Origin of the sequence: Prosthecobacter sp., from assembly GCF_046154365.1 — a bacterium.
GTDB lineage: Bacteria > Verrucomicrobiota > Verrucomicrobiia > Verrucomicrobiales > Verrucomicrobiaceae > Prosthecobacter.
The window spans coordinates 1-24,501 of the sequence record NZ_JBJXFV010000117.1; the positions used below are offsets into that span (position 1 = coordinate 1).

A 24,501-nucleotide genomic window follows, 5' to 3' on the forward strand; every position below is an offset into this window, starting at 1 on the left:
GATCACGAGTCGCACGACATCATGATCTGCATCGGCACCGGTGCCAGCATCTACGACCAGAGCCGCATGACCTACTCCCCGGAGGTCTATTTCAAGACCGCCGAGGAAATGCGCGCGCTCTTTGCCGAAATTCCCGAAGCCTGCGACGCCACGCTCGAAATCGCCGAGCGCTGCGATGTGAAGATCCATCTCGATGCCACCAGCATCGAGCGCTACCCGCAGTATCCCATGGCCGACGGCGGGGATCGCAATGAGTATCTGCGCAAGCTGACCATCGAAGGCCTGGAGCGTCGTTATGGCCGCGACCGTGCGCTTAACGACGAGGCGCTGCATGAGCGCATGGCGGTCGAACTGAAGCTGCTGAGCGAGAAAAACTTCACCAGCTACTTCCTCATCGTCTGGGACTTCATCAACTGGGCGCGCAAGCACGACATCCCCGTCGGTCCCGGCCGTGGTTCCGCCGCTGGTTCGCTCGTCGCCTTCTGCCTCGGCATCACCGACATCGACCCGCTGCGCTTCGAGCTCGTGTTCGAGCGCTTCCTCAATCCCGAGCGCGTCAGCCCGCCCGATATCGACATCGACTTCTGTCAGACACGTCGTCCCGAAGTCATTGAATACGTGCGCCAAAAATATGGCGACCGCAGCGTCAGCCACATCATCACCTTTGGCACCATGGGGGCCAAATCGGTCATCCGCGACGTCGGTCGCGTGCTCGGCTGGAGTTATGGCGATGCAGACCGTGTCTCGAAGATGATTCCGACCGAACTCGACATCGATCTCGAGTCCGCCGTGGCCAAAAATCCCGAACTCAAGCAGTTGCTGGAGACGGACAACAAAACGCAGGAACTCTGGCGTCACGCCACCTTCCTCGAAGGCCTCACCCGCGGCGTCGGTGTGCATGCCGCCGGCGTCGTCATCGGTGACCGCTCGCTCGACAATTTCATCGCCCTCACTCGCGACAAGGAAGAAGCCATCCTCTCGCAATACGCGATGAAGCCGCTCACTGAGCTGGGCATGCTCAAGATGGACTTCCTCGGCCTCAAGACGCTCACCGTCATTCACGAAGCCGAGTTCTGGATTCACAAGCGCGTTCCTGGCTTCAGCGTCGCCAATGCGCCGCTCGACGACACGAAAACCTTCGAACTCATCAAGCGCGGCGAAACAGTCGCCGTGTTCCAGATGGAATCTGGCGGCATGGTCAACACCTGCAAGCAGCTCGGTCCCGACACCATCGAGGAAATCATCGCTATCCTCGCGCTGTATCGTCCCGGCCCGATGCAGTTCATCCCCGACTACATCAAACGCAAAAAGGGCGAGGAGCAGGTCGAGTATCCGCATCCGCTGCTCGAAAAAATCGCCAAAGAGACCTACGGCATTCTGGTTTACCAGGAACAGGTCATGCAGGCCGCCAACGTGCTCGCTGGCTTTTCGCTCGGCCAAGCTGACTTGCTCCGCCGTGCCATGGGCAAGAAGGACGCCGCCGAAATGGCCCGCCAGCGCCTCATCTTCGTCGAAGGTTGCCTCAAGACGAACAACATCGCCGACAAGCAGGCCAACGCCGTCTTCGATTTGCTCGAAAAATTTGCGCAATACGGCTTCAACAAGTCGCACTCTGCCGCCTACGGCATCGTTACCTATCGCACGGCCTACTTGAAGGCCAACTACCCCGTCGAGTTCATGGCGGCCGTGCTCAGCCTCGAAGTCAGCAACACCGACAAGATCGCCAACTTCGTCAGCGAGTGCCTCGACATGGGCATCAAGGTGCTGCCGCCCGACATCAACAAATCCGCGCTCAAATTCTCCCCCGAGCGCTTCGAAACCGAAGACGTCAATCCCAACGCCATCCGTTATGGCCTCAGCGCCATCAAAAACGTCGGCGAAGGTGCCATGGAGGCCGCCATCTCCGAGCGTGAAAAGAACGGCCCCTTCACCAGCCTCGAAGACTTCGCCGCACGTCTCGACAACCGTGCCGTGAACAAAAAATTGATGGAGTCGCTCGTCAAAGCCGGTGCCTTCGACTTCACCGGTGAACTGCGTGCCGTCATGTTCACCAAGCTCGAACAAGTGCTCGCCTCCGCCGCGTCGATGCAGAAGGACAAGAAGTCCGGTCAGGGCGGTTTGTTCGACGATTTCGCTCTCGCCAAGCCTGCCAAGAAGTCCGAGGTGCAATCCGCGCCTTCGCTGGTTTGGAGCACCGATGAAGTCCTCGGCTTCGAAAAAGAACTGCTCGGCTTCTATGTCAGCGGCCATCCGCTCGACAGTTACCGCGGCCATTTCGATTCGGTGAAGCTCACCAAGATCGCCGCCATCGAGGAAATCGACACCAAGGAGAAAGCGCAGACCATTTTCATCGCCGGCATTCTGAGCCAGCTCGAAGTCCGCTACTCCAAACGCGACAACAAGCCCTTCGCCACCTTCAAGTTCGAAGACTTCACCGGCCAGGTCGAAATGATGAGCTGGAGCGACGAGTATGAAAAACTCAAAGACGTCCTCGCCAACGGCGCTGTGCTCGCCCTGCGCTGCCGCGTCAGCAAAGATCAAAAAACCGACGGCAACCGCGTCACTTTGGGCGATGCCAAGCCCCTCAAGCCCAAAGCCGCCAAACCGCGCAACGCTGGCGATCCCGAACCTGTCGCCCCCAAGCCGCCTGCACCGCCAAAACCCATCGTTCTGCGCCTCAACACCCGCCAACACGACGAAACCGACCTTGAGCGCATCCTCGAGGTGCTGACGCAGTTCCCCGGCACCTTGCCGGTCTTCCTTGAGATCAGCCAAAACGGTCACAAAGCCTGCCTCGAAGTCGGTGACGAGCTTCGCGTCACTCCCGGACCAGATTTGCGCCGTGCGCTGACAGTTTGGCTGTAGGTCACTCCACCGGCACCGCGACTTTCTCGCCGAGAAACTTCGGCTGTGTTCCCAGCACGTTCACATCCAGCACCGCCTTCACGCAGGCCAGTTTTTCACGCAGGAACGTCTTCACCGACAGCGCCACTGGCACATCTGCCGCGTTCAGGCCCCAGGCATCGATCCCAAAAGCTCCAGCGAGGTAAATCGCCCGTGCGTTGTGAAACCGCTGCGACACGAAAATCACGCGCCGCTGCCCAAACACCTCCTTCGCCCGCACCACCGAGTCCAGCGTGCGGAATCCCGCGTAATCGCACACGATCTTCGCCTCTGGCACGCCCATCTGCATCAGTACACGCTTCATCTCCGTCGGCTCATCGTAGCCTTGCGTGCCATTGTCGCCGCTGACGATCAGCGCCTTCACCTTGCCTGCTTTGAAGAGCGCCGCAGCCGCCTCCATGCGCGGCAGGAAGAACAGATTCGCCCTGCCATCCGCCAAACGGGCTGAAGTGCCCAAAACCACTGCGACTGGCACGTCGGGCAGTGCCTTCACCTCATTCACGCATCTTCCTTCTGCCTCCGTTGCGATCCGCCATTCACAGCCAAAAATCAAAGCAACGCCAAGAGCCGCCCAAACAGCGACCCACAGCCAGTAGAGCTTCAAGTTAAACTTCATGGGCCATTTCTCTCCTCATTTCACCCAACCATCAATCCCGCAATCCGCCCTTGCCACTTTACCTTGTCCTCGCATCCTGATCCCACATGCGTCCCCAACAACCCATCGCCCGGCAGAACCGCCACTCCAGCTCCGACAACAAGGTGCGCATCTATGAGGAGGGCGACATCGCCACGCTGCTCGAAGGCAAAGAAAGTCCGCTCGTGCTCATCCTCGATTGCGTGCAGGACCCGCACAATCTCGGTGCCTGTCTGCGCACCGCCGATGCTGCGGGTGTTTGCGCCGTGATCATGCCGAAGGACAAAACCGCACCCGTCAGCGAGACCGTCGTCCGCGTCGCTTGTGGTGGAGCCGAGAACATCCCGCTCATCCGCGTCACCAATCTCGTCCGCGCCATGGACAAGCTCAAAGAACTCGGCATCTGGCTCGTCGGCACCGCCGATGAAGCCACGCAGAGTCTTTATGACATCAACCTCAAAGGCGGCATCGGCATCGTCATGGGTGCCGAAGGCCCCGGCATGCGCCGCCTCACCGGCGAGCACTGCGACTTCCTCGTCAAGATTCCCATGGGTGGCAAAGTTGAGTGCCTCAACGTCTCCGTCGCCACCGGTGTGTGCCTGTTTGAATGCGTCCGCCAGCGGCAGGGGAAGAAGTAACCGCTACCTTGGCCGTGGCCCAGGCGGCGGGCCTTTCCTGCGTTGCTCGGGATCTTCCGGCGTCATACCGATGACAATGTCCCAGGTCGCCACGAGACCATCGTTCATCGGTTTGAACTCACGGATCACCGAAAGCCGCTGCGCCTCATCGCGAATGCCGCGCAGGATGCCGTCCTTCTCATTTTGCGGCTCACCAGCAAAGTAGAGGTGCGTGGTGAGCATGCGTTTGCCGTTTTGCAGCACGGCGAAGTGATAATGCCGCGTGCGGCCGGTGTAGAGTGCTGGCTGAATCGTGCGGAAGCGATATTCACCCTTCGCGTTCGTGGTGATCTTGCCAAAGCCCTGAAACTGCGGGTCACGCTCCTTGCCGCGCTGTGTGCCATGACTGTGGATGTAGCAGCCGTTGTTGTCCGCCTGCCACAGCTCGACCACGGCATCGTTGATCGGCTTGCCATCGACATGCAGCAGCCGCCCGCCGATTTCCGTCACGACACCACTCGCCGGCGCTTTCCCGCCGATGATCTGCGTCAGATCGTTGTCCTGATCCAGCGGCAGATGATCGGGGTAATACGGCCCTTCCGTCGAACGCGGCGTCAGCGTGAGTGCCTCGGCATACACGCTGCTCGTGATGATGCCGCCGGTGGTGAGCAGCAGGCTGTGCAAGAGAGCGCGGCGGCTCTGAGGAATGTGGAAAGGTGTCATGATTGGGGTGGGTTGCGAGCATGAAACCCAGCCCGGACTGGAAAGATGCAAGGTTTCTGGTGCTCAAAACCTTCGATTGCTAATCGTTGGTTGACGGTTGGAGTGGCGGCCTGCTCTACTCGAAGGAATTAAATAAATTCTAAGCAGGCATTCACATGCCCCAACAAACCAACCTGAGACATGAGCCTGTTCCATCTGCCCCGCATCCACGTCCGTGGCACCCACTTCTTCAATCCGGGCACCGGCAACAACAACTGCGCCTCTCCGGGCACGGGACTGACCTACACCTCGGACAGCCAGCGTGTGCGGGCGGCGGCGCAGGGAATGACGGACGCGCAGTTTCGCCAGTGGATGACGGGGCTGGATGGCTTTGGCCTGCTGCGCGCACAGTGGAACTACTTTGGCGACATGACCTTCCGCTTCATGGAGGTAAACGTCAGTTCCGTGCAGTTGGAGTATGGCAAGGTGATCACGGACCCGGCCAAGGATGCGCTAATCGGCGGCCAGGTGTCGCTGAACAACGCGACGCTCATCGACTCGAACCCGGAGGGCTTCCACACGACGCAGGTCTTTGCTTCGGGGGTACAACTCACCGCGCCAGCGGCCATCGGCGGCTCGGGCAGCTACGTCAGCCGCCCACCGACACGGGGCACGACGCGCTGGCTGAACTGGTTCCGCAATGTCTCCTACCATGGTCTGTTCGGCCTGCCGCCGACCGGGGTGGACGGCCAGATTTCCAGCGGCGGCGCGGGCGGAGCCTCGGCGGCGTTCAGCGTGGGCATGGAGACGCGGCCGGAGGATTTGCTCGCAGACGGAGGCGTGGCGGCGACGGCGGACGACGAGATGTTTCACAAGTTCCTGCCGAAGGCGGGATCACCCGCGATGCAGGCGCTGGCGGCGGCTTTGCAGGATGGTGACCGCGTGCGCGGGCTGATGTTCCGCTTCAATCTCTATCTCTGCTTCCCGAATTACTCGGACACGGAGCTGGCGGTGCGTTTCGCGAAGGGCGAGCTGACGGAAAACCCGGCCTACGGCCAGCTCGTGGGCACCATCGCGCCGTGGTTGCGGGACGAGCCGTCCACGATCTCGCTGGGGCGTTATCTGAAGCCTGCCACGTCGTATCCGAACCCCTACCGCCAGGGGAAGGCGTATTACCTGTCGCCCGCGATCGCGAGTTACGACGCGGCGGCGAAAGTCGTCTCGCTGGAGCTTTCCAACTGCCTGCCGGAAGACGGACCGGCGGGCGAGAAGTTCGATCTCGGCACAGTGACGGTCGGCGTCCGCCAGGCCACGGCCCCGAATCAAGACCCCTCCGCCAACACTGCCGTGATCACGCCCATCGGCACCATCACCAACACGCGCCAGGCTTATCAGGACGGCGGTGGCATGTGCGACCTCTCCACCGCGAAGCTGCCGAAGGCCGACCAGGCGAAGCTGGATGACAACGGCTACGAGATCGTGCTCACCTCGTCGAAATTCGGCACGCTGCTCTATGAGACCGAGTACTTCGCCGTCACCGACTGCGAGTGCAGCTATCTCGACGAACTGCCGCCCGGACAGAGCTGGGACAATCCGGCAAACCGTCCCGTGGTGCATCCGCACACGCCGCCAGGGCTGCGTGGCGAGATCGACCTCTGGGTGCGCCAGCGTGGCAAAATCCCCGCGCAGCCTGTGACGCTGACCATCGAGCAATGGCGCGAGACGCCCACCGTCGCGGCCCAGGCAGCGGAGGGCGGCTACCTCTATCCACTGCTGCTGCACAGCGAGGGCATCACGGTCAGCGGCGGCAAGGGCAGCTACACGCTGAAACCGCTGGACGGTTCCGGCCTGCGGCTCTTCCGCATCATCCCGCAGGGCGTCTGGCCGCAGTTCATGGCGCCGGACGTTTTCAGCAACCTCCAGGCTCAGGAGTTTTACTTCGACCTGCGTGTGCTGCCGTATGACGACTACTCGAAAGTCACCGACGCACAGCTCACCTTCGACTTCGTTTATGCCGAGGCGCTGCGCTACTACCACCTCATCATGCCCGCCATGAGCAAACGGCTCGACATGAGCGATCCGACGATCTGGAACACGCCCACCGCCGCCCAATATGTCCTGCGCATGTGCGACGAGCGCATGTGGGCCACGCCCAACTACATGCCCCGCACCCGCGACCTCTCGAAATACCGCCGTGCTCTGCTGCGCCGCTTTTGCGAAAAAGTGCTGCGCCAGGGCGGCATCGTGAGCCCAACCCCCACCTCCAACCCGCACGCCTGACCCATGCTCCGCATCGACCACAAGCTGGGAGTCATCCCCCGCGACTACCACGACGACTATCTCGAGCTCGTCCAGCTCCTCACCGAGGCCGCCGGCATTGAGCACTCGCTGATGAAGACCTACCTCTACGGCCTGTTCTCCATCAAGCCGAAGTATCACAAGCTGCGCGGCCATCTCAAAAACACCTCCTTCATGCAGCACTCTCCCGGCGGACGGCACGGCAGCTCCGTGCTCCATGCCCATGAAACCGTCCTGGCCGTGGCGCTCGAAGAAATGCAGCACCTCGGCATGGTGAACCGCTTCCTCGCCGCCCTCGGTGCCGCGCCGAACTTTGTCCCGCACCATTTCCCCTACACCTCGGATGTTTATCCCTTCGACCTCGAGCTGCGGCCCATGGACCGCTACGCTGCGGCGATGTACCTCTGGATCGAGGCCGACACCTGCGCGCTGAGCCTCTCTAAAAAATGCGCCGGCAAGTCCGAGCCGAAACGCTTCATCGAGGAGGTCTTTCGTGAGCTGAAACGTGGCTCACCACGTTTCCGTGCCCGCTTCGCCGGAGAAAAAGCCGGAGCGCAGGTGCCCAATCACGTCGGCAGCGTCTATCACGCCATCATTGAAACCACGCAGCGCCTCGCCGCCTCGCCACCGGACTTCATTCCGGCGAATTTTCCATGGAACGACTGGATTCAGAAGCTGAACTGGATCGTCGAGCAGGGCGAGATCGCGCATTACCAGTTGTTTCGCGGTGTCTTCACCGGCGAAGCCTTTGGCAGCGATGCCCGCATCTGGAAGCACACGCCCGGCAGCCCGGACTATCCGGTGCATCTGTTCACCCCGCAAAGCGCCTACACGCACCGGCCCAACACCATCCGCAACGAAAAAGCCCGCCGCCTCGCCTGGCTCTCGAACCTGCACTACTGGCTCATCCTCACGCTGCTCGACGGCTCCTATCGCGGCACCGACCTGCGTCTGCTCTACAAGGGCATCGACAACATGACGCTCTCCCTCTGGCAGCTTGGCGACTGGCTGGCGCTGAAGTACAAAACCGGCCTGCCCTTCGACCAGTTCGGCCCGCAATACATGTTTGGCCGCACCGCGCAGACCAGCATCCCGATCATCGAGCGCCTCGTGCTGGAGGCGCGGAACTGCGCTCTGGCATTGCAGAAGGAAAAACTCCTGCCGCCGGACTACGACCTCAAAATCTTCGACCTCACGCTCGCCGGGCTGCGTCCTGCCGACACCGATCCCGACGCGCCGCGCACTCCCTCCGCATGAAAGCAAAAAACACCCGCCGTAACGATGTGAACGGCTGGATTCACCTCTGCATCGAGGGCAAACCGCGTGACCGCGGCCGCCAGCATGGCCGTGCGCTTGCCACAGAGATTCGCGCTGCGCTCAAAACCATCCGCTATCTCATTTTGCAGGACACCGGGCTCGAATTCGCCTGGTTCGCGAAAAACGCCGAGGCGTTGTTTCATGACAGCCTCGCCAGCAACTACGGCGGCAAATTGACGGATGGCTCCGGCGTCGAAATCCTCGAAGAAATCGAAGGCATCGTCGAAGGCGCGAACGAAAAACGTGGCCCGCGCGACGCGAAGCTCACGCTCACCGACTTGATCGGTTGGAACGCCTATCCCGAGCTCATCTGCCAGTGGTGGCCCGCCGTGCAGAGCGGCCAGCTCAAGCCTGCTGTGCCCATGCCGCAGGAAAAAGCCCGCGCACTGGCCGTGCAGGCCGCGCAGGGCGTTCATCGCGCCGGATTTCACCCGCACCACAGTTGCAGCGCGTTCGTCGCGGTCGGCAAACAAACGCTCGATGGCGAGATCGTCATCGCGCACACCACTTGGCAGCGCTTTGCCAACGGCGACTGCTACAACGTCATTCTCGACATCCGGCCGGAGAATGGTGCGCGCATGCTCATGCAGTCCGTGCCGGGTTACGTCGCCAGCAGCACGGATTTCATGATCAACAGCGCCGGTCTTGCCGTCACCGAGACCTCCATCAACGGCAGCGGCTTCGATCCATCCGGTCTGCCGGAATTTTTCCGTGCGCGTCGTGCCGCCCAGTACGGCACCTCCATCACCTCATGGTGTGAAACCTTCCGCCTCGGCAACAACGGCGGCTACACCAACACCTGGCTGCTCGCCGACGTGAAAAAGCGCGAGATCAGCGCCTACGAACTGACGCTGCATCACGACGCACTCCAGCCCGTGCTCAAGTCCGGCTATTACGCCGGCTACAACGTGCCGCTCGACCTCGGGGTGCGGAACTTCGATGTCGGTGCCGCCGGTTATGACAATCTGCTGCAAGGCGCGCCGCGCCGCGTGCGCTTCGACGCGCTCATGGCGCTGCATCACGGTAAAATCGACGCCACCATCGCCCAGGCGATTCTCGGTGATCATCACGATCCATACACGCGCGCCGAGTTTCCCTGCTCACGCACGATCTGCGGCCACTTCGACAACGATGACTGCGCCTCCGGCAGCGGGAACCCGTTTTACCCGTGGGGATCGCTCGATGGCAAGGTGACGACCGGTGCGCTGGCGCGGGAGATGAAAATCCTCGCCCGCTGGGGCCGCGCCTGCGGCACACCGCTGGATGTGAAGGCCTTTTTGCGGGAGCACCCGCAGTTCGACTGGCTGCGCGGTCACATGCAGGACCGCCCGTCACAGCCATGGACGGAGTTTGCGGACGTTTGGGCGAAACAACACTCATGAGCCAGACCTTCCACGGCACCGAACGCTTCCAGATTGTCCGCTCGGTTGGCAAGGGCGGCATGGGCGTCGTTTACGAGGCCTTTGACCGTGACCGCCAGATGAACGTGGCGCTCAAGCTGCTGCCAGCGCTCGAACCGCTCGCGCTGTATCGCTTCAAACAAGAATTCCGCGCTCTCGCCGAGATCAGTCATCCGAATCTCGTGCCGCTCTATGAACTGATCTCGGAAGGCGACCAATGGTTCTTCACCATGGAGCTGCTGGCTCCGGCGAATGATTTTTTCCCCGAGCACAAGAGCCGCATCCGCCCGCCGTCCACCAGCCGTCCTGCCACGCCGTCATGGAGTGAGGTTCTGGTCGCGAAACCGCCCACCGCCACAGAAGAACTGCTCGATGCCACGATTATTTTGACCTCAGCGCCCAAACCGGCCGCAGAACCACCGCCGGACGCCACCATTCTGCTGCCGAAGCCAGCGGCGGCGGTGGTTGAGGCGGACGCGGCGCTACAGCTCGATTACGACCGCGTACGCCGCGTGTTCGGCCAGATCGCCGTCGGCATCAGTGCGCTGCATCGCGCAGGCAAGCTCCACCGCGACCTCAAAACCGCCAACGTCGTCGTCTGCCGCGATGGTGGCGTGAAGCTGCTCGATTTCGGCCTCGTCGCCAGCATGGGCGCGCCGGTGGCGCTGCCCTCATCAGATCGCGCGTCGAAGGAGCCGCAGGACATGCTGGCCACCATGACCAGCAGCGGCTTCATCTCCGGCACGCTGGCCTACATGTCCCCGGAGCAGTCACTTGGTCAGCCGCTGACCTTTGCCAGTGACTGGTACTCCTTCGGCGTCATGCTCTACGAAGTGCTGACCGGCCGCGTGCCGTTTCACAACGCGGAGGAGAACTTCCTCATCTTCAAGCAGACCGCGTTTCCGCCGCCGGTGCTGGCGAAACAACCCGCCACACCGCCGGACCTCAGCGAACTCTGCATGGCGCTGCTCCAGCTCGATCCCGCGCTGCGGCCGTCAGGAGCGCAAATCCTTGACGTGCTCGCACCGGACGCCGCCGCCACCGTCGTGGACCACGTCATGCCCTTCATTGGCCGCGAGGCGGACTTGGCGCGTTTGCAGGGCTGCTGGCAGCGCGTGAAGGAAGGCGGCGCAGTCACGCTGCATGTCCACGGCCCCTCCGGCACTGGCAAAAGCTCGCTCGTGCAGCACTTTCTCGGCTCCCTTGATGTTCCAGACGGCCCGGTCGTGCTCTGCGGCCGTTGTTACGAGCAGGAGTCGGTGCCATTCAAGGCACTGGACAGCGTGGTGGACGCGCTCACCCAGCATCTGCTGCCCCTGCATGCTCCCGAGGTCGATGCCCTGCTGCCGGAGCATGCCGGAGCACTGGCGCGTCTGTTCCCAGTGCTCAACCGCGTCGCCGCCTTCGCCACCGCAGAACAACCGGGTGCCAGTGATCTGCGCGAGGTGCAAACGCAGGCCTTCGCCGCGTTGCGTGAGCTGCTGATACGCATCGGGCAGGGGCAGGGTCTCGTCGTCTGTGTGGATGATTTGCAATGGGGGGACGTGGACAGCGCGGCGCTGTTTCAAGATCTGCTGCGTCCGCCAGATGCGCCGCCCATGCTGCTGCTGCTGACCTACCGCACCGAGTACATCGGCCAAAGCGCCTGCCTGCGCGCCTTGGAACACATCGGCGGGCATGAGACCCTGGCCTTGCAGCCGCTTGGCCCGGAAGATGCCGTCAAACTCGCGCAATCGATCCTCGGCACAGATCATCGCGATCAAGCGGAGTGGGTCGTGCATGAATCCCGCGGCGTGGCTTACTTCGTTTATGAACTCGCACGGTATGTGCGTGAGCATGGCCGCGATTCTCTCGCCGCAGGCCTCAATCTGGACGCCGTGCTGTGGCAGCGTGTCAGCGACCTGCCGGCGGACGCCTTGCGGCTGCTCGAATTTGTGGCGCTCGCGGGTGAACCGCTGCCGCTGCGCACCGTGCAGCGCGCTGGCAGTCTGCCCGTGCTGCCACCGCAGGTCATCACCGGCCTGCGTGCCGCGCATCTGCTGCGCACCGCCGGGCCGGGCCTTGATGATGAAGTCGAGTGCTTCCACGACCGTGTGCGTGAAACCGTGCGGCAAAATCTCGCGGTGGAGACCCGCCGCGCTCATCACGGCGCTCTCGCGGACACGCTGGAGGCCACTGGCGCGCGTGCAGAAAAACTCGCGCCGCATTTCGAGTCCGCCGGTCGTCTCGAGCCAGCAGGCCGCGCCTATGCTCGCGCCGCGTCGGACGCAGTGGCCGCGCTGGCCTTCAACCGCGCCGAGGAGTTCTTCCTCAAGGCCGTCGCTCTCCTCGCAGATCCGCTGGAACGTGCCGCCGTGCAGGAGCAGATGATCCATTTCTACACGGACACCGCCCGCTTCGCCGATGCTTACCGCGTCATGCGCGAGGCGGTGCGCGTCTTTGGCGTAGCGCTGCCGCCGAAGTTCATCCCCCCGCTGCTCATCGCCGATTTCCTGCTCTCGAAGCTGCGCATGCGCGGCGTGTCGCCCGCTGCGGTGCTCGACCGCCCGTTGATGACCGATGCGCGGCTGCAAACCGCCGTGCGGCTGATCAACGCGGGCGCGAAGGCCGCGTATCAGGTGCGCCCGGAGCTGTGCGTGGCGGTTTCCACTCGCGCGGTGAATCTTTGCCTCAAGCACGGCATTACGCCTGGCTGCGCCATCGGCTGGATGGTCTATGGCACCATTTTTCAAGGCGGCATCCTGGGCAATCATCAACTCGGGCATGAGTTTGGCCGTCTCGCGCTCGGACTGGTCGAAAAATTTCACAACGAGCGCCAGCGTGCCGAGGTGTGCTTCGTCGTCGGTTATTTCGGCACCTCATGGGTGCGGCCTGCGCGTGAGGCGGAGGAGCTGTGGCGTGCCGCGTGGCAGGCCGGACTCGACACGGGCGATCTCTTTCACACCGGCTGCGCCGGCGCTGGTCTGGTGCTGAGCCAGTTCATGCGCGGCGTGCCGCTGGATGAGGTGCTGGCCGAGGCGGAGCGCGTGCGCCCCGTGCTGGAGCGCGCCGGTTTGCGCGAGCCGCTCGGCGTGCTGGCCGCCGTGCGCCAGGCCGTGCGCAGCCTGCGCGGTGAAACGCATGAACTAGGCGGCTTCGGCGATGATACCTTCGATGAGAAGTCCTTCCGTGCATCGCTCGCCACGTTTGGCTCGCGGCATTTCGCGCACATCTATTTCATCCTGCGGCTGCAATCTCTCTATCTGCATGGCAGGCATGCAGAAGCGGCGGAGTTTGCCCAGTCCTCCGCCGCTTATCTCAAAGATTCGCCCGGCATGCTGCACGCGGCGGAACATCACTTCTATGCCGCGCTAAATGCCGCGGCGCTCGCCACCCGCCGGTTTGGACCGGCCCGCTGGAGCCTGACACGCCGCGTGCGTGCCGTGCAGCGTCGGTTTCAAACCTGGGCGGCCCGTGCGCCGGAAAATTTCCTTGCCCGCGAGCGTCTGCTCGCCGCCGAGCTGCATCGCCTTGCCGGAAAAACCGCCGCCGCGCTCGCTGCATGCGAAGAAGCGGCGCACGCCGCGAAAACTCACACCGCGCCGCATCTGCAAGGTCTCGCCGCCCGTCTCGCTGGCCGCAGCGACGAGGCCGCCGCGCATTTCCAGCGCTGGGGCGCTGCTTTTTCGTCCGCTACATCCACCCACACCCCCACCTCATGAACCGCATCCTCCGCCGTCTGCTTCCTGTGCTTTGCATTCTCCTCACCACTGCGGCGCAGGCCCAGAGTCATTACCCGACGGGTGTCGAGGGCATCAAGGGCGGCTCACTGCCGCCGCCCGGCCTCTACTTGAAGGACTACAACTTCTTCTATGCCGCGAACAAGTTCACTGGCGGCCCGCCCGGCTTCAACGTGTCCACCTATGTGCAGGTGCCGCGCCTCGTCTGGATCAGCGAGTTCAAAATCCTCGGCGGCAACTACGGCGCTGACATTCTCATCCCGTATGTGTATCAAGACATCAGCTTCGCCGGCTTTAGAGGCTCCCATGCCGGTTTCGGCGACGTGTTCTTCGAGCCCATCTCACTCTCGTGGCACACGAAGCAGCTCGACTTCGGCGTCGCCTATGGCCTGTGGATGCCCACGGGCGCTTTCAACGCCGCCAACCCCGTGTCCCCCGGCAAAGGCTACTATACGAACATGTTCACCGTCGGCGGCACCTGGTTCCCCGATGACAAAAAAACCTGGAGCGTGTCCGTGCTCAACCGCTACGAGATCAACGACTCGCAGCGCGGCACCGGCATCCGCCCCGGCCAAGTGTACACCATTGAGTATGGCATCGCCAAGGCGCTCACGCCGGTGCTCGAATGCGGCGTCGTCGGCTACTGGCAGCGCCAGACCACCTTTGACACCGGTCCGGCGGCGCCACGCGTGCGCGATGGCGTGGCCGCCTTGGGGATGGAAGTCACCTACGCCTTCCCCAAAATCATGCTGTTTACCTCCCTGCGCTACCTGCATGAGTTCAACGCCACCAACCGTCCGCAGGGTGATGTGATCAACCTCACGCTCACCAAGCGGTTCTAACCAGCCCCGCTTTTCAATCTATGAATGGTTGCTGATGCTCAGCCTGGTAAAACCATGGTGCGAAAAGTCAGGTTGATCCGCGGCGTCGTGATCTTCTTCGCTTTCGGCAGGCTGTGCAGCCAGTGGGTCTGGGTCGTGCCTTGCATGACCAGCAAGCTGCCATGTTCCAGCATGACGGATACCGCATGCGCTTCACGCTTGTGCTTGAAGCAGAATTTCCGTTCTGCCCCGAAGCTGACCGAGGCAATGGTCGTGTTCCTGCCGAGCGCTTTCTCGTCATCGCTGTGCCAGGCCATGCCTTCGTTGCCGTCGTGATACAGATTGAGCAGACAGGAATTGAATGTCGCTCCGCTGATGCGTTCGACGAGGGCCTTGAGTTCCCGCAGCTCCGCATGCCACACCAGCGCATGCTTCGTGGTGCCAGAGTAGGTGTAGGCGTAATCGGTGTCGCCATACCACGCGACTTTGCGTGCCGTGACGATGCGTTTGCCAAAGATGATCGCCTCGTCGTTCTGCCACGGCACCTCATGGAGCAACGCCTCGAAGTATCGCTGCGCCTCGTTTTGGCCGAGAACCGGCCCATGGTAGTTCACGACGCCGTCGCAGGGCAGCAGATTGAGCGTGGGATCAGCGGCGAAGAGGTTCATGCGACAGCTTCCCTCTCCAGCAGTTTGCGTTTCCGCTCCACCCCCCAGCGATAGCCGGAGAGGCTGCCGTCGGTGCGCAGCACGCGATGGCATGGAATCGCCACCGCAATAGCATTCGCCGCGCAAGCGCCAGCAACCGCACGCACCGCCTTGGGCGAGCCAATGCGCTGCGCCACCTCCGTGTAGCTCATCGTTTGGCCCACAGGGATCTCGCACAGCGCCTGCCACACCCGTTGCTGAAAGGCGGTGCCGCGCACATCGAGTGGCAAGCTCAGACCAAGCTGCGGTGCTTCCACGAAACCGATGACCTGGGCGATGACACGTTCATAGTCACGATCACCGCCAATCAACTGCGCCTTGGGAAAACGATCCTGTAAATCCTTCGTCAACGCATCAGGATCATCGCCCATCAGGATCGCGCACACGCCCTTCTCCGATGATGCCACGAGGATCGAACCCAGCGAGCATTCGCCGATGGCAAAGCGGATCACCGCGCCCATGTCACCATCACAAAAGCGGACATTGGAGTGGTAGCCAGCCGAAGACGGGCGGCAATACACGCCAGTCGTCTTCACCGAATAAAAGTTTCGCATGCGACAAGTAAACGAAGACTGCTCTCATCACTGGCACAGATACTTTCATCCATTAAAAAAAGCGCCAACGGCACCAACACCTCGCCCGTTGTGCGCGGAGCCTGGGTCGTGGAGCGCCTCATCGGCCAACCGCCGCCGCCACCACCACCCAGTGTGCCCACTGTCGAGCCTGACATTCGCGGCGCGAAAACCATCCGCGACCTCATGGCACTCAAGATCCACGAGCACGGGGACGCTGACGGGACTCGCAAATGCGTGAGTCGGAGAAATTTTGGGTGCAACGTTAGCCGGGATAGCCGCCGACGATGTACTTCTCCAGTTGTTCAATCGTCGTACGCTGCGTCGCGATGATCCACTTCACCAGATCACCGATGGAGACGATGCCGAGCAACTCGCCGCCTTCGACCACCGGCAGGTGACGGATGCGGTGCTCGGTGATGATCTGCATGCACTCCGAGACATTCTGCTCGGGACTGACGGTCACCACGTCACGCGTCATGATGTCACGCACCGGCGTTTCCTTCGACGACTTCCCTTTGAGCATCACCTTGCTCATGTAATCACGCTCCGAGAGGATGCCGACCAGCTTGGTGCCTTCCATCACTGGCAGCGCTCCGACATTCTTCTCGTCCATCAGGTGAATGGCATCATAGACCTTGGCATCAGGCGCGATGGTCCACATCTGCCGGTCTTTGTGCTCCAACAATGATTTGGCTGCGGTGGTGATTTCCATGGCCTTTAATGGGTTTATTGAATGATCTATAACCGCCACCAGTAAAGCAAGCCGCATCTTGTGGCAGGTGTCCTCGTCCTGAATGCCCGCCCCAGTGCCTTGGAAGTCGAAAAAGCAGGTGCGCGGGTGGTTGGGACGCTCAAGATTGCCAGACCTGAGCGAATGAGAACTGCATCTCGCTCCGATCTATCCAACCCATGAACACCCAACCCACGCCCCTCTCACGTCGTCGCTTCGTCGGTGCCGCCGGCCTCGTCGCCGGCAGCATGATCACCCGTCCGCTGTTCGGCCAGAACGCCGCCAGCAACAAACTCAACGTCGCCCTCATCGGCGTGTGGGGCCGCGGTCTCGCGCATTATGACTCCATCGCGGAGGAAAACGTCGTCGCACTGTGTGACATCAATGAGGCACGCTTCCCGGAGGCGCAGAAGCGCTTCCCGAACGCCACGACCTATATTGACTGGCGCAAGTGCCTGGATCACAAGGGCCTCGACGCCGTCGTGATCTGTACGCCGGACCACACACATGCCTTCATCGCCAACTGGGCGCTCAAACGCAATCTGCACGTCTATTGTGAAAAGCCGCTGGCCATCACGGTCGATGAAGCGCGCATCGTGCGTGCAACTTGGGAGTCGAAAAACGGCAAACTGGCCACGCAAGTCGGCATGCAGCGCCATGCGAACCCGAACTTCAACCGCGTGCGCGAACTCATCCGCGACGGTGCCATCGGTGAGCTGAAGGCCGCCTACGCCTGGGGTAATCGCCAGATTCCCAAGCCCGGCTACTTCCCCGAGGAAGGCGCACCGCCGAAAGGCTTCCACTACGACCTCTGGCTCGGCCCATCGCCGTTCCATCCATACAATCCCGCCTACTTCTCCGGTGGAGCCGGGGCGAACTGCCTCTCCTGGAACATGTTCTGGGACTTCGGTGCTGGCCAGATCGGCGACATGGGCAGCCACACGATGGATCTGCTCTGGAACGCCGTCGATGGCGGCCTGCCGACCTCTGCCGAGGCCAAGGGCGACGCCTACAACTCCGACGTGACGCCCGTGAAGTGCGAATCGCACTTTGATCTCCCCGCCAATGACTGGCGTGGGCCGATCCAAGTGAGCTGGTATCAAGGCGGTGCCATGCCCAGCTCACCGAAGGGTCACATCGACCTCAACAAAATCGGCCACGGCGCGATGTTCAAAGGCACGAAGGGTTTCCTCATCGCCGACTTCGACTCACGCCTCATCCTGCCTTACGGCAACGACGCCGACATGAGCTACTACAAGCCACGCAAGAAGGAAGACATGCTGCCTGATCTCGGCCACTTCCAGAAGCAGTGGTTCGACGCCTGCCGCGACCCCAGCAAGCCCACCGCCTGCAACTTCGGCTACAGCGCCAACATGATCGAAATGATGCTCCTCGGCCTCGTCGCGTATCGCGTCGGCAAAAAAATCAAATACGACGGCAAAACTGGCACCAGCCCCGACACCCCCGAAGCGAACGCCTTCATGAAGAAGGAATACCGCGACGGCTGGAACATCGACGGCTGATGCAGGCATGAAAGCATGGCTGACTCTGCTCGCTGGCGCATGGATGCTCGCATCCTGCGCCAGCGCGGCGGAATACTTCGACGAAAACGCGGCGACGACCGTCTTCGCCTTCGATGACGTCACGATTCCGCACTCGCAGAACCTGCGGCTCGAAATGCGACAGCCCACGCGGCATCCGGCCAATCCGGTGCTGCAACGCGGCAAGCCCGGCACGCCGGATGCACGTGGCGTGCAGTTCTACGGCTCCATCATTCGCGAAAGCGGCAAGTTTCGTCTGTGGTATGTCGCGTTCGATGATGATGTCGCGAACAAAGTCGCCTCCGCACGCTGGCGTCCGGCTTATGCCGAGAGCACGGACGGTTTGCACTGGACCAAGCCAGACCTCGGCCTCGTGGAGTTCGGTGGCAACAAGCACAACAACCTCATCCTGACCGATCCCGCGCCGCTTGGCTTCGTGAACCTCAAAGTTCTCGCCGATGCGGATGACCCCGACCCGCAGCGTCGCTACAAGATCACCGGCCACGTCTATTTTCGCCACCACACACGCCTCGGCACCCTGGCACCATTCACGAGCGCTGACGGCTTGCACTGGCAGCTCGTCAAAGAGGTGAAGACGAAGAACGCGGAGCTACTGGAAAAGGATCTCGTGATTCCAGCGGTGCATTTCGAGCCCAGCGGAGGCCTCTACAAGTGGGACGGCATGTATTACGCCTGCGGCCAGAACGCCATGAACGCCACGCAGCCTTATCAAGGCCGCGTGACGCGCATGTATCACTCGTCCGACTTTGTGAACTGGTCGCCGACTCAGAGCGTCGGCTTTGTGCGGCTGCCGCAGCACACACCTCTGGGACCGGGCCGCAGCCTAGAAGGCGAGCAGACGCATGAAGGCATCAGCGTGTGGAACCGCCGCAACATCCTGCTCGGCGTGGTGGGCCTGTGGCACGGCGCGAAAGAGTGGCAGGACATCACGGTTGATCTCGGCTTCGTCGTCAGCAACGACGGCCTACGCTTCCGCGAACCTGCGCATGAATGGACTTTCCTCAAACGCGGCGACGACGGCCAGTGGGATCAAGGCGGCCTGCTGCAAGGCCAGGGCTTCGAGAACATCGGCGACGAAACCTTCATCTATTACGGAGCATGGGATCCGCGTCATTGGAAGGACGCTCCACCGCGCGGCGGTGTCGGCATCGCCGTGCTGCCGCGTGATCGCTTCGGCGATCTCGTCGTCGAAACACTCGGCAAAGGCCCTGGCAACTATCAAGTGCCCGAGATCACCAGCGAGTTCATCACCGCTACCATTCCGGTGAAGCAGGCGCAGCAATTCTTCCTCAATGCCGCCGGCCTCGGCCCTGATGCCGCGCTGAAGATCGAACTGCTCACCGCCAACGAAACGCCGCTGCCTGGTTATTCGGCCATCATCCGCCAGAGTGGCTTCCAAACGCCTATCGCGTGGAAAAAAGATGCGGGCGACCTGCCCGAGCGCATCCGCATTCGCGTCACCTTCGAAGGCAAGCGCAATACCGACATCCGGTTCAGTGCGCTCTACATCCGCTGAGCTCGGGGGCGATATATTGCACGCAAGCGGCAGAAGATCGCGTTTGATACGGCTCCGCATGAAACACGCCCTCGCCTTTCTCTTCCTCGCACTCTCCATCCACGCCGCTGAGCCCGTCAAGATCGCCCCGGCTACGGAAACCGACCCTCGCGTGCATGCCGACGGCCAGGGCTGGAAGCTCGACAAGGCGAAGATCACCGATCCAAAACTCCCGCGCGTGCTGCTCATCGGCGACTCCATCGTCGGCGGCTATCGTCAGGCCACCATCGCCGCGCTGGCAGGCAAGGCTTACGTCGATGTCTGGGCAAATCCCTATTGCCAGTCCGAGCACACGAACAAAGTGCTCGCGGATGTGCTCACGCACGGCCCGTATGCCGTCGTGCATTTCAACATGGGCCTGCACGGCTGGCAGGAGGGCCGCATCAAGTCCGGCACATTTGAGCCTTTGATGAAAGCCTACGTCGAGGTCATCAAGACAAAGCTGCCCAACGCCAAAATCATCTGGGCCAGCAGCACGCCCGTCACCGTGAAGGACAAGCCCGCCGATCTCGATCCCGAGGTCAATGCCATCATCATCGAGCAAAACCGCATGGCCGCGAAGGTCATGGCGGAGCTGCAGGTGCCCGTGAACGACTTCTACACCCTGCTCGTGGACAAGCGCACCCTCGCCCGTGGCGACCGCTTCCACTGGACCGCGCCCGCCTACAAGCTGCTCGCCGACCTGTGCATCGAGTCCATCCTCAAAGCCCTGCCCAAATCATGAAACACCTCCTCATCTGCCTCTTTCTGTCATGCTCCGCCTTCGCGGCTGATCCTGTGCGCGTTCTCGTCTGGGACGAGCAGCAGCCAAAACAGTCGCAAGGCTACGGCAACAAGTTTCTCGGTGAAACCATCGCCGAGCACCTCGCCACGCGATCGGATTTGAGCGTTAAATCAACGAAGCTCGACGCACCCGATCAAGGTCTCGATGATGCCACGCTCGACGCCACCGATGTGCTCGTCTTTTGGAGTCATGTGCGCCAAAAGGATCAGAATGACGAACGCATCGAAGCCGTGGTGCAGCGCGTGATGGCCGGCAAGCTCAGTCTCATCGCACTGCACTCCGCGCATTGGAGCAAGCCCTTCGTCCGCCTCATGCAGGAGCGTGCCAAGGCCGATGCGGCCGCGCAGCATCCCGGCGCGAAGTGGGAGTTCACCAACGACAAGCCCTATGGCGTCGTCCGTCCGAAGGTGGCCCGCATCACGCCCTTCGTCGAGCAAGGCGAGGGCGATGTCATGAAGCTCACGTTGCCGCAGTGCGTGTTCCCCGCCTTCCGCGCCGACGGCGCGCCCTCGCACGTCACCGCGCTGCTGCCGGATCATCCCATCGCGAAAGGATTGCCCGCGAAGTGGGACATTCCGCAGACCGAGATGTATGGCGAGCCCTTCCATGTGCCTCCGCCTGATGAAGTCGTGTTCAAGGAGAAGTGGGACAAGGGTGAAAACTTCCGCAGCGGCTGCGTTTGGAAAGTCGGCCAGGGACGCGTCTTCTACTTCCGCCCCGGCCACGAAACCTATCCCGTCTTCAAGCAGGCCGAGCCCTTGCTTGTCATCGAGAACGCCATACGCTGGCTCGGCACAAGCACCTCTGCGGCCACGGCCAACGATGGCTTTCAGTCCCTCTTCAATGGCAAAGACCTCACCGGCTGGGATGGCGACCCGAAGCTGTGGAAGGTCGAGAACGGCATCGTCATCGGCACCAATCCAGCGCCCGAGGCCATGGCGAACAACAGCTTCCTCATCTGGCGCGGCGGCACCGTGAAGGACTTCGAGCTGCACGCCACCGTCCGCGTCATCGGCGACAACAACAGCGGCATCCAATATCGCAGCCGCGAGTTGCCGGAGGTCGCCCCGTGGGTCATCACCGGCTACCAGTGCGACATCCATCCCGCCATCGAGCACACCGGCATGACCTACGAGGAAAAAGGTCGCGGCATCTTCGGCCTCAACGGCAAAAACGTCCTCCTCGACCCCGACGGTGCCCTCTGGCAGCTCAGCGAACACGCGCCCGTGAAGGCAGACGTCAGCCAGTGGAACGAGTACGTCATCATCGCGAAGGGCAACCGCCTAACCCATCAAATCAATGGTCAGCCCACCTCCGAACTCATCGACCACGACGAAAAGAAACGCGCGCTCGAAGGCCTCCTCGCCATCCAGCTCCATCGCGGCAACCCCAACCGCGTCGAGATCAAAGACCTCCGTCTCAAAGTACTGCCACAGGCCGCGATCATCCCATTTGATGTCGCCAAACTCCCCGCCGGAGCTGCGAAGATTGAAAAACCACGCACCAGCAGGCCACAGGGGACCGGTACGGTCATTCAACCGGTGAAGCCATGACCGCATATATCCAAAAGCACCAAGGCGAGTTCGCCAACATCAATACCTTCACTGCTTATCTTGGCTTTCGAGAGAAAGGCTATGAACTGCGCTGTTTTGAATGGGAAGAACTCGATCATCTTGAAATCTCGACGGACACGCCCGTGTCTGGCGGCATTCCAGTCGTGGTCGCGGCTCTGGCAAAACTTGGCGTTCCGGCTCCAGAATTGCCATCCATACCTCCGGTGCTTCAGCCATTTGCAGGACGAAAAACCTGGCTAAGCACAATGCAGGCTGCCCGGGCGGCTGTGCAGGATGGTTCTATGATTTTCGTGAAACCTGTCCCGAAAGATCGGAAACTCTTCGTGGGAACCGTGTTTCGTTCATTTCGCGACACTATCTCCACAGCCCATGTTCCCTCGGACTATCCGGTGATTTGCTCTGACGTGGTTGATTTTGTCTCTGAGTTTCGTGCATTTGTGCTGGATGGGGAGATTCTCGACCTGCGACACTACAAGGGCGACTTTCGCCGATATCCAGACATGACCGTCGTTGACAGTGCAGTTGCCGCTTATTCAACTGCTCCTAAAGCCTTCGGGATCGATTTTGGAGTGACCAGTGAAGGCAGAACTTTGTTGGTCGAAACAAACGAAGCCTATTCCCTCGGCTGCTACGGCTTGGCCGCTTTGCTTTACAGCACCTTGCTGGAACGCCGATGGAGCGAGCTGACCGCGACTCCATCTTTGTGAGCTGTTCGCCATCACTCATCTCATGCCTTGCCGCCGGATGCTTGATTTGCTAAGCTGTGCTTATGAGTGCCATGCGCCGAACGCATTGATCTCCGTCTTCGCCAACTACCGCCGCAGCGGGCGGCGACGCTGGAGTGCATCATCGTGAGCCTGCTCGACATGGTTGAGCCCGAGGCTCCCGCGAAGAACGGCACCGCCAGTAACGCCGATAAACGCGCCGAGGCTTTGGCTGCGCTGAATCGGATCGCCAGCCGTGGCGGTATCGCGGGCATCGACGACACTGCGACAGACGAAGAAGATGTCCCTCGGTGATGCCTTCATCGCCGCCACCGCGTTGGAGCACGATCTCGAACTCGCCACGCGGAACACCGACGACTACAAGCACATCACCGGGCTGCGCTTGGTGAACCCGTTCGAGAAAGCGCCGATGGCATAGCCTTGAAGACTCACTTCTTCATCAGCGCCTCCGCCGACACCAAGAAATCAAAATCATCCCGCCCGTCGATCTCGGGATCGAGGTCGCCGCAGTAGATGAGGCCGGTGCGGACGGACTGGCCTTTGGGGAGCTTCAGGCGTTTCACTTTCTCCCGCACTTCCTCGACGATGGTGGCGGCGATGTGTTTGCGGAACTTGATCTCGAAGACGTAAAGACTGCGACGCGTGCGGATGAGGAGGTCGATCTGGCAGCCTTGGCGGCGAAGGGTCTGCTTTTGCGCATACGGACCGGCATTGAGCACGAGTTTTTTGTCGAGGCCGATGTGGGCGAGCAGAAGGTCGAGGTTCGCATGCACGAGGTTTTCGAATTGCAGGCCCATGATGGTGTCCCAGGCATCGAGCTTCTCCAGCGCGGTGTTCTTCAACAGACCCTTCGCGATGCGGGTCTTCACGGGATCGACATACTTCAAATAGAAGCGCAGGTAGTTGTCCGAGAGGCGGTAGCGGGCATCACGCGGGCGGCTGCGGCCGGTTTCGGGCTCGAAAGGAATGTCGCGGGCGATGAACCCGGCCTGCTCGAGGTCGGTGAGCGAGGCGCTGAGACTACCGCCGCGTGTGCGATCAAGCTCGGAGCTGATCTGGTCCACGCTGCGCGCTCCGGCGACGAGTGTGCGCACGATCTCGCGATAGGTCTCCGCCTTCCGCGTGAAGATGTCGTGGAAGATGCTGTCAAACTCGCTGAAGAGCATCCCGGCGGGATTGAAGCAGAGGTCGGCGATGTTTTGCTCGGCAGTGCGGGCGGGAGCGATCTCCTCCAGGTAGCGCGGCACGCCGCCAGTGACGGCGAGGAGGCGCAGCTTTTCCGCTGTGCTGATGCGCTCGCCGCGTTTGCCCCAGAACTGCACGCACTCGGGCAACAAGAGCGGCCCGAGCCGAAACTGCCACGAGCAGCGGCCCACGAAGCCGGTGTTGTTGAGGATGTTTTGCTCGATCCACGACGACACGCTGCCGCACAGCACGACGACAAGCCGCTGTCTCTTCGAGAAATGCGTGTCCCAGGCCGTCTTGAGATGCCCGGCGAAGTCCGCATCGCCCACGGCCATCCAGGAAATCTCATCGAGCAGCAGTACGACGGTGCCGCTAGCTGGGAGCTGGCTGACGAGGAGCTGAAACGCGGTGGGCCAGCCGTCGAGCAGCACCTTGGGTGCCTTCGTCTGTTTCGAGAGCTGATCCGCAAAGGCATCGAGCTGCGCCTGCTTCGTGATGTCCTCACGCGGCGGCAGGCCCATGAAGCTGAGGAAGTGATCTGCCTCCTCGGCGCATTCCGCGATGAAGCGACTCTTGCCGATACGCCTCCGCCCCTGGACCGTGACCAGCGAGGCGATCTTCTTCTGGAGAAGTCGCCGGAATTCTTGCCGCTCTTCGCTGCGTCCGATATAGCCGTCCATGAGGGTGAATGT

At 61.7% G+C, this 24,501-nt stretch carries 20 protein-coding genes and 1 pseudogene; 15 read left to right on the plus strand and 6 right to left on the minus strand.

What is annotated here, in order from left to right:
* Positions 1-2,865 (plus strand): DNA polymerase III subunit alpha (gene dnaE / locus ACKVY0_RS15440; protein ID WP_409215716.1); only part of this gene is annotated, 2,865 nt, incomplete at its 5' end.
* Between the two features lies 1 nt (position 2,866).
* On the opposite strand, the gene ACKVY0_RS15445 is transcribed toward dnaE, so the two are convergent.
* Positions 2,867-3,520: a vancomycin high temperature exclusion protein gene (locus ACKVY0_RS15445; RefSeq protein ID WP_409215717.1), complete on the minus strand. Its 654-nt coding sequence runs from the start codon at positions 3,518-3,520 to the stop codon at positions 2,867-2,869.
* Positions 3,521-3,606: 86 nt separating this feature from the next.
* Between ACKVY0_RS15445 and rlmB the strand changes: the two genes are divergently transcribed.
* A complete protein-coding gene (gene rlmB / locus ACKVY0_RS15450; protein WP_409215718.1) occupies positions 3,607-4,176 on the plus strand; it encodes a 23S rRNA (guanosine(2251)-2'-O)-methyltransferase RlmB in 570 nt (189 codons plus the stop codon).
* Between the two features lie 3 nt (positions 4,177-4,179).
* Here rlmB and ACKVY0_RS15455 read toward each other — a convergent pair whose 3' ends face one another.
* Positions 4,180-4,878 (minus strand): intradiol ring-cleavage dioxygenase, encoded by a 699-nt coding sequence (locus ACKVY0_RS15455; protein ID WP_409215719.1) that lies wholly within the window; start codon positions 4,876-4,878, stop codon positions 4,180-4,182.
* 180 nt (positions 4,879-5,058) lie between these two features.
* Between ACKVY0_RS15455 and ACKVY0_RS15460 the strand changes: the two genes are divergently transcribed.
* The 5 genes from ACKVY0_RS15460 to ACKVY0_RS15480 are packed head-to-tail and all read left to right on the plus strand — an operon-like array spanning position 5,059 to position 14,433.
* Positions 5,059-7,137, plus strand: coding sequence for a hypothetical protein (locus ACKVY0_RS15460; protein WP_409215720.1), 2,079 nt, complete (start codon positions 5,059-5,061; stop codon positions 7,135-7,137).
* Positions 7,138-7,140: 3 nt separating this feature from the next.
* Positions 7,141-8,412 (plus strand): ferritin-like domain-containing protein, encoded by a 1,272-nt coding sequence (locus ACKVY0_RS15465; protein ID WP_409215721.1) that lies wholly within the window; start codon positions 7,141-7,143, stop codon positions 8,410-8,412.
* Positions 8,409-9,854 carry a C45 family autoproteolytic acyltransferase/hydolase gene (locus tag ACKVY0_RS15470; protein WP_409215722.1) on the plus strand — a complete coding sequence of 482 codons (1,446 nt, stop codon included), beginning with the start codon at positions 8,409-8,411 and terminating at the stop codon, positions 9,852-9,854. Before ACKVY0_RS15465 ends, ACKVY0_RS15470 begins: the two co-directional genes overlap by 4 nt.
* Positions 9,851-13,573, plus strand: a complete 3,723-nt coding sequence (locus tag ACKVY0_RS15475) for a serine/threonine-protein kinase PknK (protein ID WP_409215723.1) — start codon at positions 9,851-9,853, stop codon at positions 13,571-13,573. Before ACKVY0_RS15470 ends, ACKVY0_RS15475 begins: the two co-directional genes overlap by 4 nt.
* The gene (locus tag ACKVY0_RS15480) at positions 13,570-14,433 is read left to right on the plus strand and encodes a transporter (RefSeq protein ID WP_409215724.1); all 864 of its coding nucleotides are present in this window, start codon (positions 13,570-13,572) and stop codon (positions 14,431-14,433) included. Before ACKVY0_RS15475 ends, ACKVY0_RS15480 begins: the two co-directional genes overlap by 4 nt.
* Positions 14,434-14,471: 38 nt before the next feature.
* Here the strand turns inward: ACKVY0_RS15480 and ACKVY0_RS15485 are convergent, their stop codons facing one another.
* Positions 14,472-15,080, minus strand: a complete 609-nt coding sequence (locus ACKVY0_RS15485; protein WP_409215725.1) for an alpha-ketoglutarate-dependent dioxygenase AlkB family protein — start codon at positions 15,078-15,080, stop codon at positions 14,472-14,474.
* Positions 15,077-15,619 (minus strand): annotated as a pseudogene (locus ACKVY0_RS15490) (methylated-DNA--[protein]-cysteine S-methyltransferase); the annotation flags it as partial. The gene ACKVY0_RS15485 and the pseudogene ACKVY0_RS15490, both read right to left, overlap by 4 nt.
* On the opposite strand from ACKVY0_RS15490, the gene ACKVY0_RS15495 reads away from it, so the two are divergent.
* The gene (locus ACKVY0_RS15495; protein ID WP_409215726.1) at positions 15,608-16,024 is read left to right on the plus strand and encodes a DUF1588 domain-containing protein; all 417 of its coding nucleotides are present in this window, start codon (positions 15,608-15,610) and stop codon (positions 16,022-16,024) included. The pseudogene ACKVY0_RS15490 and the gene ACKVY0_RS15495 sit on opposite strands and share 12 nt — an antisense overlap.
* Here ACKVY0_RS15495 and ACKVY0_RS15500 read toward each other — a convergent pair.
* On the minus strand, positions 15,957-16,406 hold the full coding sequence (locus tag ACKVY0_RS15500; RefSeq protein ID WP_409215727.1) for a CBS domain-containing protein: 450 nt from the start codon (positions 16,404-16,406) through the stop codon (positions 15,957-15,959). The genes ACKVY0_RS15495 and ACKVY0_RS15500 overlap by 68 nt on opposite strands.
* A 197-nt stretch (positions 16,407-16,603) precedes the next feature.
* On the opposite strand from ACKVY0_RS15500, the gene ACKVY0_RS15505 reads away from it, so the two are divergent.
* The 7 genes from ACKVY0_RS15505 to ACKVY0_RS15535 all read left to right on the plus strand — a co-directional run bounded on the left by ACKVY0_RS15505 (position 16,604) and on the right by ACKVY0_RS15535 (position 23,042).
* Positions 16,604-17,947, plus strand: coding sequence for a Gfo/Idh/MocA family protein (locus tag ACKVY0_RS15505; protein WP_409215728.1), 1,344 nt, complete (start codon positions 16,604-16,606; stop codon positions 17,945-17,947).
* A 7-nt stretch (positions 17,948-17,954) separates the two neighbouring features.
* A complete protein-coding gene (locus tag ACKVY0_RS15510; RefSeq protein ID WP_409215729.1) occupies positions 17,955-19,502 on the plus strand; it encodes a hypothetical protein in 1,548 nt (515 codons plus the stop codon).
* A gap of 58 nt (positions 19,503-19,560) precedes the next feature.
* Entirely contained in the window at positions 19,561-20,265 is a 705-nt protein-coding gene (locus ACKVY0_RS15515) for an SGNH/GDSL hydrolase family protein (protein WP_409215730.1), read from the plus strand.
* Positions 20,262-21,878: a family 16 glycoside hydrolase gene (locus tag ACKVY0_RS15520; RefSeq protein WP_409215731.1), complete on the plus strand. Its 1,617-nt coding sequence runs from the start codon at positions 20,262-20,264 to the stop codon at positions 21,876-21,878. Before ACKVY0_RS15515 ends, ACKVY0_RS15520 begins: the two co-directional genes overlap by 4 nt.
* Positions 21,875-22,606, plus strand: coding sequence for an ATP-grasp domain-containing protein (locus tag ACKVY0_RS15525; RefSeq protein ID WP_409215732.1), 732 nt, complete (start codon positions 21,875-21,877; stop codon positions 22,604-22,606). Before ACKVY0_RS15520 ends, ACKVY0_RS15525 begins: the two co-directional genes overlap by 4 nt.
* Before the next feature lie 66 nt (positions 22,607-22,672).
* On the plus strand, positions 22,673-22,918 hold the full coding sequence (locus ACKVY0_RS15530) for a hypothetical protein (protein ID WP_409215733.1): 246 nt from the start codon (positions 22,673-22,675) through the stop codon (positions 22,916-22,918).
* Positions 22,905-23,042 (plus strand): hypothetical protein, encoded by a 138-nt coding sequence (locus ACKVY0_RS15535; protein WP_409215734.1) that lies wholly within the window; start codon positions 22,905-22,907, stop codon positions 23,040-23,042. The genes ACKVY0_RS15530 and ACKVY0_RS15535 overlap by 14 nt, the downstream gene beginning before the upstream one ends.
* Before the next feature lie 10 nt (positions 23,043-23,052).
* Here ACKVY0_RS15535 and ACKVY0_RS15540 read toward each other — a convergent pair whose 3' ends face one another.
* Positions 23,053-24,489 (minus strand): AAA family ATPase, encoded by a 1,437-nt coding sequence (locus ACKVY0_RS15540; protein WP_409215735.1) that lies wholly within the window; start codon positions 24,487-24,489, stop codon positions 23,053-23,055.
* Positions 24,490-24,501: the final 12 nt, after the last annotated feature.

Bases quoted from the DNA above. Each gene is read 5' to 3' on its own strand.
- ACKVY0_RS15445 (WP_409215717.1), bottom strand. From the start codon at position 3,520: ATGAAGTTTAACTTGAAGCTCTACTGGCTGTGGGTCGCTGTTTGGGCG.
- rlmB (WP_409215718.1), top strand. From the start codon at position 3,607: ATGCGTCCCCAACAACCCATCGCCCGGCAGAACCGCCACTCCAGCTCC.
- ACKVY0_RS15455 (WP_409215719.1), bottom strand. From the start codon at position 4,878: ATGACACCTTTCCACATTCCTCAGAGCCGCCGCGCTCTCTTGCACAGC.
- ACKVY0_RS15460 (WP_409215720.1), top strand. From the start codon at position 5,059: ATGAGCCTGTTCCATCTGCCCCGCATCCACGTCCGTGGCACCCACTTC.
- ACKVY0_RS15465 (WP_409215721.1), top strand. From the start codon at position 7,141: ATGCTCCGCATCGACCACAAGCTGGGAGTCATCCCCCGCGACTACCAC.
- ACKVY0_RS15470 (WP_409215722.1), top strand. From the start codon at position 8,409: ATGAAAGCAAAAAACACCCGCCGTAACGATGTGAACGGCTGGATTCAC.
- ACKVY0_RS15475 (WP_409215723.1), top strand. From the start codon at position 9,851: ATGAGCCAGACCTTCCACGGCACCGAACGCTTCCAGATTGTCCGCTCG.
- ACKVY0_RS15480 (WP_409215724.1), top strand. From the start codon at position 13,570: ATGAACCGCATCCTCCGCCGTCTGCTTCCTGTGCTTTGCATTCTCCTC.
- ACKVY0_RS15485 (WP_409215725.1), bottom strand. From the start codon at position 15,080: ATGAACCTCTTCGCCGCTGATCCCACGCTCAATCTGCTGCCCTGCGAC.
- ACKVY0_RS15500 (WP_409215727.1), bottom strand. From the start codon at position 16,406: ATGGAAATCACCACCGCAGCCAAATCATTGTTGGAGCACAAAGACCGG.
- ACKVY0_RS15505 (WP_409215728.1), top strand. From the start codon at position 16,604: ATGAACACCCAACCCACGCCCCTCTCACGTCGTCGCTTCGTCGGTGCC.
- ACKVY0_RS15510 (WP_409215729.1), top strand. From the start codon at position 17,955: ATGAAAGCATGGCTGACTCTGCTCGCTGGCGCATGGATGCTCGCATCC.
- ACKVY0_RS15515 (WP_409215730.1), top strand. From the start codon at position 19,561: ATGAAACACGCCCTCGCCTTTCTCTTCCTCGCACTCTCCATCCACGCC.
- ACKVY0_RS15520 (WP_409215731.1), top strand. From the start codon at position 20,262: ATGAAACACCTCCTCATCTGCCTCTTTCTGTCATGCTCCGCCTTCGCG.
- ACKVY0_RS15525 (WP_409215732.1), top strand. From the start codon at position 21,875: ATGACCGCATATATCCAAAAGCACCAAGGCGAGTTCGCCAACATCAAT.
- ACKVY0_RS15535 (WP_409215734.1), top strand. From the start codon at position 22,905: ATGTCCCTCGGTGATGCCTTCATCGCCGCCACCGCGTTGGAGCACGAT.
- ACKVY0_RS15540 (WP_409215735.1), bottom strand. From the start codon at position 24,489: ATGGACGGCTATATCGGACGCAGCGAAGAGCGGCAAGAATTCCGGCGA.